17 protein-coding genes are annotated in these 14,300 nt (G+C 43.9%); 2 read left to right on the top strand and 15 right to left on the bottom strand.

What is annotated here, in order from left to right; all coding sequences use genetic code 11:
• Nucleotides 1-2: 2 nt before the first annotated feature.
• The 12 genes from MHB64_RS05935 to MHB64_RS05880 all read right to left on the bottom strand — a co-directional run bounded on the left by MHB64_RS05935 (nucleotide 3) and on the right by MHB64_RS05880 (nucleotide 9,473).
• A complete protein-coding gene (locus tag MHB64_RS05935) occupies nucleotides 3-668 on the bottom strand; it encodes a hypothetical protein (RefSeq protein WP_341133940.1) in 666 nt (221 codons plus the stop codon).
• 35 nt (nucleotides 669-703) lie between these two features.
• Nucleotides 704-1,201: a hypothetical protein gene (locus MHB64_RS05930; protein WP_094876971.1), complete on the bottom strand. Its 498-nt coding sequence runs from the start codon at nucleotides 1,199-1,201 to the stop codon at nucleotides 704-706.
• A 20-nt stretch (nucleotides 1,202-1,221) separates the two neighbouring features.
• Nucleotides 1,222-1,602 carry a hypothetical protein gene (locus MHB64_RS05925; RefSeq protein ID WP_341133939.1) on the bottom strand — a complete coding sequence of 127 codons (381 nt, stop codon included), beginning with the start codon at nucleotides 1,600-1,602 and terminating at the stop codon, nucleotides 1,222-1,224.
• Nucleotides 1,603-1,617: 15 nt separating this feature from the next.
• Nucleotides 1,618-1,761, bottom strand: coding sequence for a hypothetical protein (locus tag MHB64_RS05920; protein WP_341133938.1), 144 nt, complete (start codon nucleotides 1,759-1,761; stop codon nucleotides 1,618-1,620).
• Between the two features lie 7 nt (nucleotides 1,762-1,768).
• Entirely contained in the window at nucleotides 1,769-1,960 is a 192-nt protein-coding gene (locus MHB64_RS05915; protein WP_341133937.1) for a hypothetical protein, read from the bottom strand.
• A 56-nt stretch (nucleotides 1,961-2,016) separates the two neighbouring features.
• On the bottom strand, nucleotides 2,017-2,886 hold the full coding sequence (locus MHB64_RS05910) for a hypothetical protein (RefSeq protein ID WP_094870658.1): 870 nt from the start codon (nucleotides 2,884-2,886) through the stop codon (nucleotides 2,017-2,019).
• An 11-nt stretch (nucleotides 2,887-2,897) separates the two neighbouring features.
• Nucleotides 2,898-3,947 (bottom strand): hypothetical protein, encoded by a 1,050-nt coding sequence (locus MHB64_RS05905; protein WP_341133936.1) that lies wholly within the window; start codon nucleotides 3,945-3,947, stop codon nucleotides 2,898-2,900.
• A gap of 12 nt (nucleotides 3,948-3,959) precedes the next feature.
• Complete coding sequence (locus tag MHB64_RS05900) at nucleotides 3,960-5,405, bottom strand: ATPase, T2SS/T4P/T4SS family (RefSeq protein WP_341133935.1); 1,446 nt, start codon at nucleotides 5,403-5,405, stop codon at nucleotides 3,960-3,962.
• Nucleotides 5,402-6,466 (bottom strand): hypothetical protein, encoded by a 1,065-nt coding sequence (locus MHB64_RS05895; protein ID WP_341133934.1) that lies wholly within the window; start codon nucleotides 6,464-6,466, stop codon nucleotides 5,402-5,404. Before MHB64_RS05895 ends, MHB64_RS05900 begins: the two co-directional genes overlap by 4 nt.
• A 12-nt stretch (nucleotides 6,467-6,478) precedes the next feature.
• Nucleotides 6,479-7,219: an SAF domain-containing protein gene (locus MHB64_RS05890; RefSeq protein WP_341133933.1), complete on the bottom strand. Its 741-nt coding sequence runs from the start codon at nucleotides 7,217-7,219 to the stop codon at nucleotides 6,479-6,481.
• A 179-nt stretch (nucleotides 7,220-7,398) separates the two neighbouring features.
• Nucleotides 7,399-8,298 carry a formyltetrahydrofolate deformylase gene (gene purU / locus MHB64_RS05885; RefSeq protein WP_094870663.1) on the bottom strand — a complete coding sequence of 300 codons (900 nt, stop codon included), beginning with the start codon at nucleotides 8,296-8,298 and terminating at the stop codon, nucleotides 7,399-7,401.
• 65 nt (nucleotides 8,299-8,363) lie between these two features.
• Nucleotides 8,364-9,473, bottom strand: a complete 1,110-nt coding sequence (locus MHB64_RS05880; protein WP_076284067.1) for a deoxyribonuclease IV — start codon at nucleotides 9,471-9,473, stop codon at nucleotides 8,364-8,366.
• Nucleotides 9,474-9,645: 172 nt separating this feature from the next.
• Here MHB64_RS05880 and MHB64_RS05875 point away from each other — a divergent pair, with 172 nt between their 5' ends.
• Entirely contained in the window at nucleotides 9,646-10,110 is a 465-nt protein-coding gene (locus MHB64_RS05875; protein ID WP_094870664.1) for a DUF2621 domain-containing protein, read from the top strand.
• 40 nt (nucleotides 10,111-10,150) lie between these two features.
• Nucleotides 10,151-11,056 carry a TIGR01777 family oxidoreductase gene (locus tag MHB64_RS05870; RefSeq protein WP_341133932.1) on the top strand — a complete coding sequence of 302 codons (906 nt, stop codon included), beginning with the start codon at nucleotides 10,151-10,153 and terminating at the stop codon, nucleotides 11,054-11,056.
• A 28-nt stretch (nucleotides 11,057-11,084) separates the two neighbouring features.
• On the opposite strand, the gene MHB64_RS05865 is transcribed toward MHB64_RS05870, so the two are convergent.
• The 3 genes from MHB64_RS05865 to MHB64_RS05855 are packed head-to-tail and all read right to left on the bottom strand — an operon-like array spanning nucleotide 11,085 to nucleotide 14,284.
• Nucleotides 11,085-12,740, bottom strand: coding sequence for a DUF6382 domain-containing protein (locus MHB64_RS05865; protein WP_094876963.1), 1,656 nt, complete (start codon nucleotides 12,738-12,740; stop codon nucleotides 11,085-11,087).
• A gap of 18 nt (nucleotides 12,741-12,758) precedes the next feature.
• Nucleotides 12,759-13,268 (bottom strand): A24 family peptidase, encoded by a 510-nt coding sequence (locus MHB64_RS05860; protein WP_341133931.1) that lies wholly within the window; start codon nucleotides 13,266-13,268, stop codon nucleotides 12,759-12,761.
• Nucleotides 13,269-13,291: 23 nt separating this feature from the next.
• Nucleotides 13,292-14,284 carry a TadE/TadG family type IV pilus assembly protein gene (locus MHB64_RS05855; RefSeq protein ID WP_341133930.1) on the bottom strand — a complete coding sequence of 331 codons (993 nt, stop codon included), beginning with the start codon at nucleotides 14,282-14,284 and terminating at the stop codon, nucleotides 13,292-13,294.
• Nucleotides 14,285-14,300: the final 16 nt, after the last annotated feature.

Raw genomic sequence — 14,300 nt, 5'->3', positions numbered from 1 at the left:
AATTACTCTCCTGCACGTTTAACAATGTATTTTTCTTTAAAATCCCCCGCGATATTAACATTTATAGAAATATCTACAGGGTCTTTAATACACCCATACATCTGATAGCTAGATAGCTTTTCTCCCGGTTTCAACACCCAATTCCACAATGCTTCTTTATTGTTTAACTCTAACATTTTATTTTTAGGTGCAGGTTCAATAAGATTATTACCATCGATTTTAAAATACCATTTCGAACTCGGATCTTTAGCACTTAATTGAATGATTTTACTACCCTTATTTTCAATGGTGATTTTAGTCCATACCATATATTTAGTAGGTGTTTTATAAATTCGATCTGAATAACCATACAGCTTCATTAGAGATTGTGCTTCTTTAGACTTTACGTCGTAAAACATCAGTTTCTCCAACGTATAACTCAACCCACCCGCCGTAACTGTCACAGGCAACTCCAAGTCTTTCTTCAATCCAAATTTAAACAGATTATCCCTCATGATAGGCGCTGGCGTAACTGCAGGTTTCACCGTTGCTGCGGGTACCTCGGATGTGATTGGCTTAGCCGTAACTACTGGTGTAATCGTTTCCGCTTTTACAGCCACTCCCTGCCCTAAAACCACGCTAAATAACATTGCCGCTGCCAAAGTCGCCTTTACAACTCTCTTCTTCATCCCCGAATCTCTCCCTAGTCTCAATTGGATTTTTCTTACTTATTGAACTTATACTCCTGAACTGCAGGTACTCTGATTGGCTCTTGTGTTTTGGCTCTGGAGATCAGCAACGGATGTTCCGTCTCGATAACGGCAATAACCGAGGGACCCTCTATGTATTTGGTAATGCCATATTCACTATCCTCGTATAAAAGCGGAAAAGTCACTCCATCGGAATCATCAATAATATCAAACTTCACGATCTTTACTTGATTCTTAAAACGACTGCCTACTTGAGGAGAAAGGCCGTTATCAAGCCCAAGATTCGCCTGCAAGGCATGTTGAAAAGTATCGTAAGCAAGCGCGGGATCGATAATTAGACGACCTCGTGTGAGTTCAGTTTCATCTAATTCCTGCGCAGCATCGTGAACAGCGATATTGTTTGCATCTTTTAGCATGCTGCGCAGCATGTCCCACTCCTGATTCTGGATCTGAAAGAACCAGGAGTAGATAAAGATCAGCAGGACAAATGCCAGCTTAATAATGTAATCCATAAATTAGGCTCATCCCTTAATCAATCGAGATATTCACTCATAATTGACCCATGGCCATAATATCGGGTCGGCTGCGAAACTGTGGAAAAGTTATACGGAAACAAATTTATCCGCGGTGCTGTTACATACACATCAATTCGTCGCTTGCGTTCTTGAATGGTATCCGTACTGCTCGTAATTTCTATAGAACCCTCTGAGAACCCAATCGCCTTGAGATTTGAAATCACTTCGTTCCGCATAGACGCTGTGACCATCCCCTCTGTTGCAGCTTTTTGTGTGATGTAGGACGTATTAGCTTTGACCTGTAAATCTAGCAAATAATCAATATAGGTAAATATGGGCTGCAGGATAATAAACAGGACAAGCCACATGAATAATGCCCGGAGGACGGTCTCCTTCAATAGAAACGCCTCCTTCTAATATTTCTCTACTTGCTTAGTATGTGTGATGATATCGTCTTGACTGCTGCCAATGATATGCGTAGCTACTGTGATAAACATCCCTGCGATCACAAAGCCAATAGCCAGAAACATTGCTATGGAGATAGAGTCTTTTTTCATAATCGAATTAAACCCGAGTAGTTGAAGTTTGGCTGGAATCCAGTGGTTGAATAAAAGTCACACCTGGAATCGTCGGTTTATTATCATCCGTAGCATCAATGACCTCCCGAACTACAGGAATCAAAACAGCAATTACGATGGCCACACATAAAAATCCAATAGCAATAAACAAACCTGTAGAAATTGCATCCTTTTTCATTGTTAAAATCTCCCTTTTATTTTATATTTTTAAAATAATATTGAATATACAATTTTTCACTGGAACATGCCGACACCATTAAAATTCCCTTTGATCAGCAAAATGTACTGCATCGCCATCGCGACAATCATCAAAAAAGTAGCAATCGATGGGATCACATTAATGATCGTAGATAAATCACCGATAAAAGACCACTTTTTCAAATACTGATCACTGGAGATTTTGGATATAATCTTACCTTGCTCACGCAAATAATTCGCCGCTTCTGTGTCGTCCTCCATACCCTCAGTAGCCAGCAAAATGGACCGGATGTCATTAATAAAACTGTGATTATCCGGAAACTTGGCACAGAACCATTCAATCGCCCCCTCCACACCCTCATCTACCGCTCGTTCTGACAACTCGTACAAATCCTGACGTATATATTGAAAATGTCCAGCCGTACTCCCGCAAAAAGTGCCAAATTGCGCATATCCGCGCTTGCGCAGCCGATTATTCTCATATAGACGGATGAAAGAGATCAGCTCACCGTCTTTTTTAATAACCGTTTTTTGATGAAGCCATGCAAGCACCCAGCCAAACGGAAGATAGCGCATCGGACTGCTAATTATGAGAATAAGTAGAGCAATTAGAGGGTCATAGATAGAAAAAGAATTTGAACGAATAAAATCACTGATGACTTGAGTTATTAAATAAATCAGCGCTGCCGAGTAACGGAAAAGCGTAATTTTACGGGCCGCAATCGATAAACCTGAATCATCCAATAATTGCTGGAGTCTATCTCCCTGCATCCGTTCCCCAAACTTATTCCACCGCAGTCCTAATCGGACAAGATATCTTTCCTGTTTACTGCTGCTGCTTATAAAGACAAGTAAAGCGACATATACAATCCCGATTACAGTAATTAATAGTAACAATCTGTCCATAGCTCATCACCTTAGTGGTAGTCCAGTTTAGGTCTGGCAAGAATAGTGCTAATCACAAAAGAAATAAAAAGACCGGAGATGATCACCATCAAAAAAGAAAGTCCTACTGTAGTCTCAAACTGCAATTGGAAATAGATATCAGGCTTCAGCATGTACATAAAGGTTCCAACCGTTGATATCAGCACCAAAAGATTTCCGTATAAGCCAAGGCTAATTGCATCTCTACTCCCCGCTTTCACAGTCAAAATCGTTTCCCTCTGCTGTTCCATGGAACGATTTAACAGCATCAATGAGCTTTTTAAATAACGGGTCCCCTCCTTCTCGGCATAGAGCAGATCCGATATAAATTCTAGGGCGAAGGTAGTGCCAATCGCATTCGAAAATCTCCCGGCTTCCTCAACAAGCTCCTTCTCACTACTGTAATTGGAAAATGCAGCCCCTAGCAGCTTCAAAGGACCCTTCAGCACATTCTTATCCGTAAGAAAATCCGTTGTCCGATCGAGAATGGAATCTACCGACAAGTGAGTGAATTTGGTGGAGATTTTGACTACATCGAGTAAATCATAGCTTCCATGCACCTTCCTCTGCGCGTAGATGTATCTCATACGAAAATAAGGAATCGTCGCAGAAATCACAGCCATAAAAAGTGGAAATCTCCAAGCCCCCTGAATCGAACGCCCTTCGTTAAAAGTTATCCCCTCCAGAAAAGGATTGTTAAAACTCAATTGCCCAGGAAGCTCGCTTAGCGTCAGTAGTCCTGATAGAAAAACCGCGATAAACACTATTGCTGTACGCATGACAAATCGCATAACGCTAATGCCCGGCTCATATTTTCGGTGTACAAAATATAAAAGATTATCTAGATGACGGTAGAGCCACAACCTTTTTTTCACCGAGCTAACCCTTTTTCCAAAAATACTCATTTTATGTTTGATCCGATAATCGAACTTCTGACCTACCTGTCGTAAATGCCGTTCGATTAGCGGTTTAATGAGCAGCCAAATTCCCCATACAATTAACAAATGAAGTACAAAACGAAGAATATACAATAATAAATCCACGGTTTCACCTCCTCACTCGTTAAGAATGATCTTAGATTTCAAGCTTTCTTTGATAGGCTGATCCATTGGTTTTTCTGCTGCAAGCTGTCCCAGCTCTTTCTGAAGCAACTGTGTTGCCTGCTCATTTTTCCTAGTCATCTTCATAATCAGATTCTTCGTCAGCTTGTCATTATAGGACCAACGCATCTTCTGGGGTTCCCAGCGCATCAGATCATTCGCAAATACAGAGTTCTTTTCCTCGTCATAAAAGACTTCCGATATTCGCGTTAACCGCTTCTTTCCGTTCGGAACACTTTCCAGAATAAAGACCAGCTCGCATGATTTCAGTGCAGAGATCAAATGCCCCTTAAGGCTCCCGCCAATCCTTGTCGACACGGCAAAAGCGCCTTGATAAGGAATATCCTCCGAATCAACGGTGTGGAAGGTTCCGGTGATGCCGTCATACCCTTTTTCCCCACTCCACAGATAAAATTCCCATTCGTTATAACGCATTTCCGTCATATACAAAATGTTTGGGTCATGCCGCAGTGACTCTACCCCTACCTCCATCAATTCCTCATTCGCAGCCTGGATTGGAATAATTCGGTGCCCTTTAATCTGGTAAGGTAAAATCGATTCCGGATGCTTTTCTATCATCACTACACCCATACAGGATGAAGATCCGAGCAGTTGCTCACCGACGATCGTGTTTGCAAAGGTTGTTTTTCCCGAGCCTACAGCGCCCGCAATAATGCTATTGCGAAAGGTAGATGATAACGCCCGAATCATTTCAACCGCTTCCGCAGGAATACATTCCGTACCCGCCTGATCGTCTAGACTCAGAAACTCTACAACCTGCCGCCGTAACGATATTGTGGTGAAGCCATCCCATACTCTCGGGGATACCCAAATGGCAAGCCTAATAAATCGGCCAGGCCAGAGCGGGTCATCCATTTTAAACTCCACTGAAGGGTTGTCCTTGTTCAGCTTTTTGTTGGGATCACTTTTTAATAAGGAGCGCTTTAACTGTTCGACCCGATCTAGTGAAGGCATCTCATATGGATAAGCTACAAACTCACCTTTCTGGTTATAAAAGATCTGCTTTCCGATCATTTGTAGCCCGGTTGATTCACTGTATGCACGATCCGTAAACCAACGATACGCCGGACCAAAGCCCTTCCACTCATGATAGAGCGCTTCTGCAGCTGTTCTGTATGCTTCTGGAAGCTTGCCCGTAAAGGGTGTCTTCCGCAAGTATTTCTCTATCTCATTCATAAAAAAGCTAACCGCCTGCGGATCCCCAATTAGCGCCTTCGCATTTAACTCGAAATAAGCATCATCCTCACGTTCCAGCCCTTCGTTCATATCGTTTTTCATTTTTTGCAAAAATACATAAAAGTCTTCCTTGCCCGGTTTGCTCATACGTAGGATACTTTCTTTTAGAGAGAACAATGGACGGTTCGGTTGATTTCCATTCATAGGAATATACCTTTCTTTTTAACTTCTGGCGCCAGGCTCATGGACACGAGCAGAGAATGTACCTTATCATCCACATGCTGCAGCTCTTTTTTGCCTAGGGGTAAGCTCTCCTGCAAGGGCTGGTAATACGGCAGCTCCAGCAAGATTTCAGTCCCAAAGCGAAGCGCTAGATTTTTAGGAGAAGATATTTCTTCCACATTACTGCGGTTAATAATTAGTTGAAAATCATGTGGACGTAGATCCATATGCCCAGCAAGCTCTAGCATAGGTTCGAGTCTGTATTCATGCTTTGGATGAGTGACGATCATACGCAGTGCCGATTTGTGCATTCCGACATACCATGCAGCACTTTCCGGAATAGAGCCGAAGTCAGCAATAACCACATCTGCATTTGCCCCAGCCCTAGCCAAAAAATATTCAATCTCATCCTCCTGATAATCTTGTGCACTCAAGTAATCGTAATTGCCTGGGAGATACGAGTAACCGTCTTGCTTAATCAATTGCTCAAAATCCTCATCATAAATCATCTTCCCAGTGAGCCTTGATCGAAGCCTATCCAGACTAATGGTAGCTTTGCGGTCATATCCGGGATCATATAAATCAAGTCCAAGGACAATAACACGAAGGCCCGCCGCGGCAATTCGCCTTGCAAACAGTTTAGCTACACTAGTGCAGCCGATCCCCGGACCAGATCCAAAAAAACCAACCAAATTACCTCGTTCCTCGCCATCCTCGTCTAGAATAAAGCGAATCTTCTCTATCACCGCTAACGAGGTAGAACGAGGAGGTATAAAATAGATCCCTAAGCTTTCACACAGCATATGTACAGCTTGGTAACCACTGATTCCCTTTTGCAAATATACATATAAGATCGTTGAGCCCGGATAATTCCGGCGCAGTTCGCTAAGTGACTGAGCTTGAATCCGGTCACTGGTAACCATTAGCATATGGCCCTCTGTATGAGATGGATCAGGAAGTACACTTTGTGTAATTACAATAAACCCTGCATTTTTGATATCATTAATGGTTAACTGATCTATGCCTAGACTAAATATTTTCAAGACTCTTCCCTCCTACTCGACCCGTACGATCCACAGCTTCTTTCCCTGCTCCAAAAATTGTCCAAGCCGCTCACCATCACTTTTCTTCAGCTTCAATTCTGGTGTCGCCACCTTGCCAGTCGAAGTAAAACGATTATTGTTGTTTCCCTTTTCTGAATCCAGCACATCATTATTGTCTTCTGTTCGCACATAATTCACGGTGACTCCCGATATAAACACCTCCTTTGCAGGTTCACTAAATGGGCTCTGCACGATCAGTTCTTCCTCTTCCTTCTTGTCTGGGCTAAGCGATTCACTCCGCCTTTCTCGGTCTCCATCAACAAGATAAATATCTACCTTATCCCGGCTGCGCAGTGAACCATTGATGGCATAGATAGCCTCCTTCGGTATAGGAAAAATCCCTTCATCCTTTAGGGGTTCTAAATCACTAACATCCACTAAGGATGCCGTCAAAATGCTTCCATTGGTCAGATTTACATTCGTAATTTTGTGCTCCACTTGTGCGATTTCTGTAATTACACCCGAAGGTATATCCTTGGTCTGAACAGAATCCAGATATAAATCACTTGCTTTCAGCTCATAGTTTTTTGGAAGAAGCTCCCCGCTTTCCACCTTGATTTTGACCACAGTTCGGGATAGTACGTAGGGCTTGAAGTAGAGATCATAGCCTAATAATCCGCCGACTCCAGTAATCAAAATGAGACTTGCGAAGAAATAATTGCGTTTCAACAGTTGCCTACGCTGTAAAGCCAAGCCTTCCACCTCCTCAAAAGCACAGTTTTGAAAAACGACAAAAAGCAACTTGGCGTAAATAGCCAAGCTGCTGGTAAAATGCTTTTTTTACCTGTAGAGATTTAAAGAGCTATTAGATTATAGGGTTCCGATAAAAGCGCTCAGGTTCATACCATAGGCTCTCACCGGAAAATAACCTTTTATTTAAACACTACGGTCTTATTTTGATGGACGAGGATCCGGTCTTCGATATGCCACTTCACCGCACGAGCCAGAACAACCCGCTCAATGGTGCGTCCAATCCGCTTCAGCTCGATGACATCATCACCGTGACTAACCCGCTGTACATCCTGTTCAATAATTGGGCCACCATCAAGCTCTTCTGTAACATAGTGAGCAGTTGCTCCGATAATCTTCACCCCGCGTTGGTACGCTTGAGCGTAAGGATTGCCGCCAATAAAGGCTGGCAGGAAGGAGTGATGAATATTAATAATTTGGTGGCGATAGTGTTCAATAAACGACGGCGAGATAATCTGCATATACCGAGCCAGAATTATAACATCAATGTCGTCTCCGATGACCTCAAGCTGACGTACTTCCGCCTCAGCCTTAGTATCAGCTGTAACTGGAATATGGTGAAAAGGAATGCCGAAGGACTCAACATACGATTTCATATCCAAATGGTTGCTCACGACGAGAGCGATGTCGGCTTCTAGATCACCAGCTTGCCACTGCCAGAGCAGCTCCACAAGACAATGGTCTTCTTTAGAGACAAATATGGCTAATCTTTTCTTATGACGAACATTGAAAATTTTCCAGTTCATCTTGAAACGTTCAGCCACCCCGCCGAACAAAGAACGTATCTCTTCCAGACGATCTCCTAATTCGGGAAGGTCAAACTCAACTCTCATGAAGAACATTCCGCCATCTGGATCCATTGTGTACTGATCCGATTGCACAATATTCGCGCCATGCTGATACAGAAAGTGTGATACAGCCGCCACGATTCCTGGTCCGTCAGGACAAGAAATGAGCATACGCGCGCGGTTGGAATAAGACTCAACACCTGACGAATTGTTTCTTTTTACGTGTAATTCCATGATCCTCATCCCATCCTCTCATCTACATGTGCAATCTGAAGTCTAACTTATGCATGAACGAGCACTTACTTGCCTGCTAACCATGCAATCAAGCGATGATTAATGGCTTCTTCGCTCAATTGCGGGAATAGCTCGGCAGCGATGACTTCATCATATAGACGTTCCAGTGGTTCACGTGGATCAGCTTTTTTAGCCTTGGCATCGTTCTTCAGCATCTCCCAGACATTAAGCACAAATTGACGGGAGTCGATCTCCTTATTCGCAAAAAACTCACGCAGTTTTTCAACATCCTCTATAAACTCCGGTCCAAATCGTTCCGCTACGTTACCACGGAGCAAAGCAATCTCAACCTCATACATCGGACGCTGTTTCTTCGCATCTTTACCAACCCATGGCGTCTCAAGAATGAATGGCAGGCCTGTCAATTTCTCATGATGGACGATTTTGTTAATCGTATCAAAACCGATCCAACCCGAACCAATTGGAGTGTGACGGTCTTTACCTGCTCCACATGGATTTTTGCTGTCATTGATATGGATAACCCCAAGACGATTCAAGCCGATAATCTCATCAAACTTGTTAAGAACGCCATCCAAATCATTAACGATATCATAGCCGGCATCATGAATGTGACAAGTATCAAGACATACGGATAAACGCTCGTTATGTTCAACCTTATCAATAATAGAAGCAATCTCCTCGAAGCTGCGCCCGATTTCTGTTCCCTTACCAGCCATAGTTTCTAGGGCGATATGAACTTCCGTTTCATTGGTTCCTCCAAGAACCTCGTTAAGTCCATCTGCAATCCGCTGAATACCGTATTCTGCATCCTTATCAGTGAATGCACCTGGATGTAATACGATATGCTTGACCTCAAGCGCATGCGTACGGCGGATTTCCTCTTGTAAGAAATCAACAGCCAACTGATACGTGTTCTCTTTATAGGAAGCGAGATTAATAATATAAGGTGCGTGGACGACAATTTCCTCCACACCGTTTTCTTTCATTGCTTGCTTTCCTTCAACCGGATACATGGCATCAATCGGCTTGCGGCGCGTGTTCTGTGGCGCTCCTGTATATATCATAAATGAGCTGGAACCATACTCATTTGCTTCATTTGCTGCGGTCAAAAGACCCTTGTCCGAGCAAGACACGTGTGAACCTATTTTCAGCATACTTCTTCCCTCTTTCCTTCACGAATTACCCCCTATTCTACCGTGATCAGAAAAATAAATCTAGACAAGGTCAATATGCTGGGTTCTGCTTCGCAAAACTTTGGAAATAAGCTATACTTTAATATGAGATTAAATTATGTGAGAATACTCATTGCCAAAAGGTGGTGTATGCATGTCTATCCAATCAGGACTTGGTTTATTATCCGCAACACCGAGCAATTGGTTCATGAACTCTATCGCTTTCTGGACATTTATGCTGCTGGGTTCCATGTGTATCGGCGGTTTTTTTATGTTCCGGAAATTCCTAAAGGTATTGCCGAAAGCCGATGGAAAATCAAAGCTGGACTGGCAAAATTACTGGGTAGAACGCAGTCGTTCACTCTGGAGTGATGAATCAAAAGCTTTCTTAGACCAGCTTGTTCAGCCTGTGCCTAGCCCTTTTCGCGATATCGCCAAACATTCCATTGCTGCCGAGATCGGTAAGATCGCTGTGGAAAGTAATGCGAAAGAGGTTACTCGTGATCACTGCATTAAAGGTTACATAGTCGCCACACCACGGCGTGACAATCGTTTCCTCGTCAATTTTCTTGAAAAGAATAAAATCGACTACACTGCTTATCAGCATTTGTTCAAGTGATTGATAATCTGATGTTGCATTCAGAACGGAGGCCAACCTTATGAAATATGTAATATGTGGCGGCACCGGTTTCATTGGCAGTGAACTAACAAAATACTGGCTACAGGCAGGAAATGAAATTGCAATCGTCGGTCGCAATCTACCTAAAGCTGCGCCATATCATCCTAAGCTGAGTTACCACACATGGGACAGCCTACACGCTGATTCAACACCCGTCGAAAATGCGGATGCTTTGATCAATCTTGCTGGAGCTTCTCTCAGCCAACGTTGGAGTCAGAGCGGCAAAACAGCAATTATGCAATCCCGTCTTTGGGCCGTTTCCGCTGCAGCTAAGCTACTTGCCCGTTTGAAACACAAACCTCCTGTAGTCATTCAGGCATCAGCTGTGGCTATTTACGGAACCTCTTTGCAAGATACCTTTAATGAATCATCACCAGCCCATGTCATGGACTTCCCTTCTGACGTGGTTAAGACATGGGAAGAAGCTTCTGATGAAGCATACAAGAATATCCGTATGATCAAGTTGCGAACTGGGGTTGTTCTTGGTAACCGAAACGGAGCATTCCCCAAGATGAAGCTTCCCTATTTACTAGGATTTGGTGGTAACATCGGAGCGGGAAACCAGTGGGTCTCCTGGATTCACCTGACCGATATCGTTCGTCTAATCGATTTTTGTATTCAAAATCCCACCATCTCCGGACCTGTTAATGCGACTGCTCCACAGCCGGTTACGAACGAAGAGTTCGGTAGAATGATTGGCAAAGTATACAACCGGCCGCATTGGTTCCCACTGCCTGCCATGCTGTTAAAAACAGCAGTAGGTGAATTGTCTGAGATCTTGCTCAAAGGACAACGCGTCCTTCCTTCGGCGGCATCAGAGCAGGGCTTTAACTTTACCTTCCCTACACTTCAAACCGCTTTAGAAAATTTAAAAAGCCAAATATAGCAGAATCAACACTCTTTGCTTGCGCTCTTCATTCCATGTGGAATGTGTAACTTCCTTTTACAATCTTAAATACGGTCCCCTCTGACAGCGGGTACTCTTTGTAAGGGATCATGGCTTCCCCTTGAAAAAACGTTCCGTTTCTGGAGTCGAGATCCTTTAGTACGTATCCGCTTGGGCTTCTAGATATCTCCGCATGTACTCTTGAAGCTCCTTCCGATTTTTCTACATACTGAGCTACTTCCGCCGATCGGCCAATGATAAAGCTAGTTCGGTTTAACGCAATCGTTTCCGACTCTGCCTCTTCCTCATCGCTTCTTTTAAGATAAGGAACATTACGAGCCAGCTTCTCATTTCGTTTGCCTTGCTCAGGTGTTTCCTCCCGTGATAATAAAGCTGTTGGGGCTATTGGACCTGGTGGTATTACGAAACTCTCCTCCTCTTTCCTTGATTCAGATCGTACTGACGGAATGTCAGAAAAAGGGTCGGATGGATGCTGATCACCCTTTGGAATTGACGCTGCTGGACGCACAGTGGTCACAGGATTCCTACCAAAATTCCACTCCAGTTCTCTTCGATTCGGACTCCGGTTTGTATCTTCAGAATCCTCACTCTTATGTTCCTTTTCTTCGTCACTTCCAAACCTTATCCTTTCGCTCCATACCATCCAGCTAAAAGTAGCCAAGACAATCGTTGCGATCCCACACACGGCTAGCCATAAAGGTTTTTGGTTATTTAGATATAGGAATTTCCATAATAATGCATCACCCAATAAGCACCCTAGAATAACATAGGTTCTTGAGCTTGAGGGTTGTGAATTCGTCAACCTGTTATCTTCTGTAGACCGGAGAGACCTCTCCTCTACTTTCCCCCTAAGATTCGGACTGGAATAGCTGTTTAACCACGGAGCTGAGTTCTGCTGAGTAAGCAGACCCTTTTCCTCGTTCCGCTCACTCATTTTTTTCTGGGGAGCAGCTACCTCATTCACAAACAGTTCCCTTACTCTCTCTTGCATTCGTCTTTCAGGCTCTGCCGGACGTACTTCTGTCATCTTAGGTGATGTGTATGCCATTTCTGCGTTACTACTGAATTGTCCTCTACTAGAGTCGCCCTCTGTCAACAGCTCTGAGAGAAGATTCTTTAAGCCGGCTGGTGTAAAATCTTCTTCCCCACAGTATTGCAGTACTCTTTGAACACCACTGCCAGTAAGCTCTGTGATAGATGCCATCATCACCATGATCAGGGACTTGAGGGAATGTCCCAGCCTAGAAGCAGGCTCATTCCCCTGCACAGGGATATAGGTGAGATATACCTTACCACTCTGCAATGATCCTTCAATAAAAATGTAATCTTCATGCAAAGCATACTGATCCGCCCGAAGCATATATAACCTGCCATCTTCCATCCCTTGCGCAATTTGCAGAAGTAATCCAAAAAATGAGGCCATGCTCAGCTTCTCACTTTTGAGTAAATGGCTGAGCATTTTTTTACGCAGAACAGCATATTCCATCGTAACCTTTAAATCAATTTCCCTAAGTAACAACCTTAAATGATGAGGGATGTCAGTGTTCATCAGCATACGAGCTTGAACCATATTAAGCTTCCCCACCGGCATCCCTTCTGGTTCGCCAAGCATCATATATATACCGTCCTGCTGCATAAAGTCACGGGATAATCCGTACAACAAGCATTACCACCTCCTATTTTAAAAATAAAGATAAGCGCAAATGGTACCAGGGACTACAGCCAGCATGAAGGGAAACTTCAACAGCTCATTATCTTTATTTCGTAATAGGAATGAACTCTTCAATAATATAAATCCGGAAATTATGTTAAAGATCTTACGCGTACGCCTGCCTGTCTCCCGTCTCTTTAAGACAATTAGCCAGCCTATCAAAGCACCAAACAGTACGGAGTACATCACGACCTGCAATGTAAATAGCATACCTGTCCACGCTCCAATCCCGGCAAAAAGCTTAACATCCCCCGCACCAACCGCCCCTATAAAATGCAAGATTAGAAGTATTGTAAATCCTGCAGCGGCACCCACACCAGCCTTCAGCAGTCCATCCCAGCCGTTCATCAGCGCTTGAGCCAGCAGACCCGCAAGCAATCCTGAGACAGTGATCCAGTTTGGTATTCTCATCGACTTTATATCCGTAATAAATGCAGCTGCCAGAAACGGCAGACATCCCCAGAAGGCCCACTCCGCCATGGATTACCCTCCTTCCCCTTCATTCATTTCACTACTGTGAACATCACCTCAATAGATCTACCGTCATCGAGCTGAATTACAAATGGCCACGAGCCCGGTGTGGTATTCACACCTATTTTCCACTCCCACTCGATATATCCGTCCGCATCCGCTTGTTTCCAGCCTAAATATCTAGCAGTACTTCCCCCGCTTTTATAAAAAACGGATAAGCTAGCGGAAGCATTCGGCGGAATTTTAGCACGAACTTTGCCTTGCTTATTGGCTACAGCTGGATTCGGCTTCTCCAAAATCTTAATAAAATCCTCTGGTTGACCAGTGCCGTCATTGCCCTTATTTGTACCCTCTCCTGTATCCCCGATCCAAAGACGTTCAACAGCACTTGCTTCAAGTACAATGCGTTGGTTTAGAAAGGGCACCTTCATCGGCAGCTCATAGCTAACAACCATTCCAAAGTAAGGTCGGGTACCCTTCTTTAACTCAGGCACGATAATGTTAGATACATGAATTCGATCATAATCCAATAAGTCTGATGACAGATACGGCTTTAATAGGGGTTTAATCGCTAGATCCAGTACACTTTCAGAGGTCTCAGCCTGTAGCTTCTGCAGAGGTCCCTCGCCCTTCTCTAAAGCTGACATGACCCACTCATTCAGCGGCTTAGGTAATGACATTGCATAACTACTGCCCCAATCTGTAAGTGACAAGCGAGGGATCGTCCAATTCGATTCAGCTTGATTGCCAGCGGGTAGATCCGTACCACCCTTCACTGGATCAGCACCAGCTTCGCTTGTTGCTCCCCATTCCTGCACCGCCAAAGCTGCCGGGTACATATGCGTTGAAATAGATTTCACAGTATCGGATGCTGTGCTTTGTAAGGCTGTCGAATACAAGGTCATCTGTACGATAGAAATTAGGAACAAAACAAACAGTAGGAAGATCGGGAGAACCATCGCCGCTTCTACTACCATACTGCCTTCTTCCTTCGTCTTCCCCCTAATCCGGTACCTGTCCCCCATATCCTTACCAACCTCC

The sequence above is a fragment of the Paenibacillus sp. FSL K6-2859 genome (genome assembly GCF_038008265.1).
Classification (GTDB): Bacteria; Bacillota; Bacilli; order Paenibacillales; family Paenibacillaceae; genus Paenibacillus_AQ; species Paenibacillus_AQ nitricinens.
Note: the sequence above shows the minus strand (reverse complement) of the source record. Positions and strands in the feature narration are given on the sequence as shown.

What these genes read in the sequence shown, in the direction of transcription:
- MHB64_RS05935 (WP_341133940.1), bottom strand. Translation starts at nt 668, where the DNA reads ATGAAGAAGAGAGTTGTAAAGGCGACTTTGGCAGCGGCAATGTTATTT.
- MHB64_RS05930 (WP_094876971.1), bottom strand. Translation starts at nt 1,201, where the DNA reads ATGGATTACATTATTAAGCTGGCATTTGTCCTGCTGATCTTTATCTAC.
- MHB64_RS05920 (WP_341133938.1), bottom strand. Translation starts at nt 1,761, where the DNA reads ATGAAAAAAGACTCTATCTCCATAGCAATGTTTCTGGCTATTGGCTTT.
- MHB64_RS05915 (WP_341133937.1), bottom strand. Translation starts at nt 1,960, where the DNA reads ATGAAAAAGGATGCAATTTCTACAGGTTTGTTTATTGCTATTGGATTT.
- MHB64_RS05910 (WP_094870658.1), bottom strand. Translation starts at nt 2,886, where the DNA reads ATGGACAGATTGTTACTATTAATTACTGTAATCGGGATTGTATATGTC.
- MHB64_RS05900 (WP_341133935.1), bottom strand. Translation starts at nt 5,405, where the DNA reads ATGAATGGAAATCAACCGAACCGTCCATTGTTCTCTCTAAAAGAAAGT.
- purU (WP_094870663.1), bottom strand. Translation starts at nt 8,298, where the DNA reads ATGGAATTACACGTAAAAAGAAACAATTCGTCAGGTGTTGAGTCTTAT.
- MHB64_RS05880 (WP_076284067.1), bottom strand. Translation starts at nt 9,473, where the DNA reads ATGCTGAAAATAGGTTCACACGTGTCTTGCTCGGACAAGGGTCTTTTG.
- MHB64_RS05875 (WP_094870664.1), top strand. Translation starts at nt 9,646, where the DNA reads ATGTCTATCCAATCAGGACTTGGTTTATTATCCGCAACACCGAGCAAT.
- MHB64_RS05870 (WP_341133932.1), top strand. Translation starts at nt 10,151, where the DNA reads ATGAAATATGTAATATGTGGCGGCACCGGTTTCATTGGCAGTGAACTA.
- MHB64_RS05860 (WP_341133931.1), bottom strand. Translation starts at nt 13,268, where the DNA reads ATGGCGGAGTGGGCCTTCTGGGGATGTCTGCCGTTTCTGGCAGCTGCA.
- MHB64_RS05855 (WP_341133930.1), bottom strand. Translation starts at nt 14,284, where the DNA reads ATGGGGGACAGGTACCGGATTAGGGGGAAGACGAAGGAAGAAGGCAGT.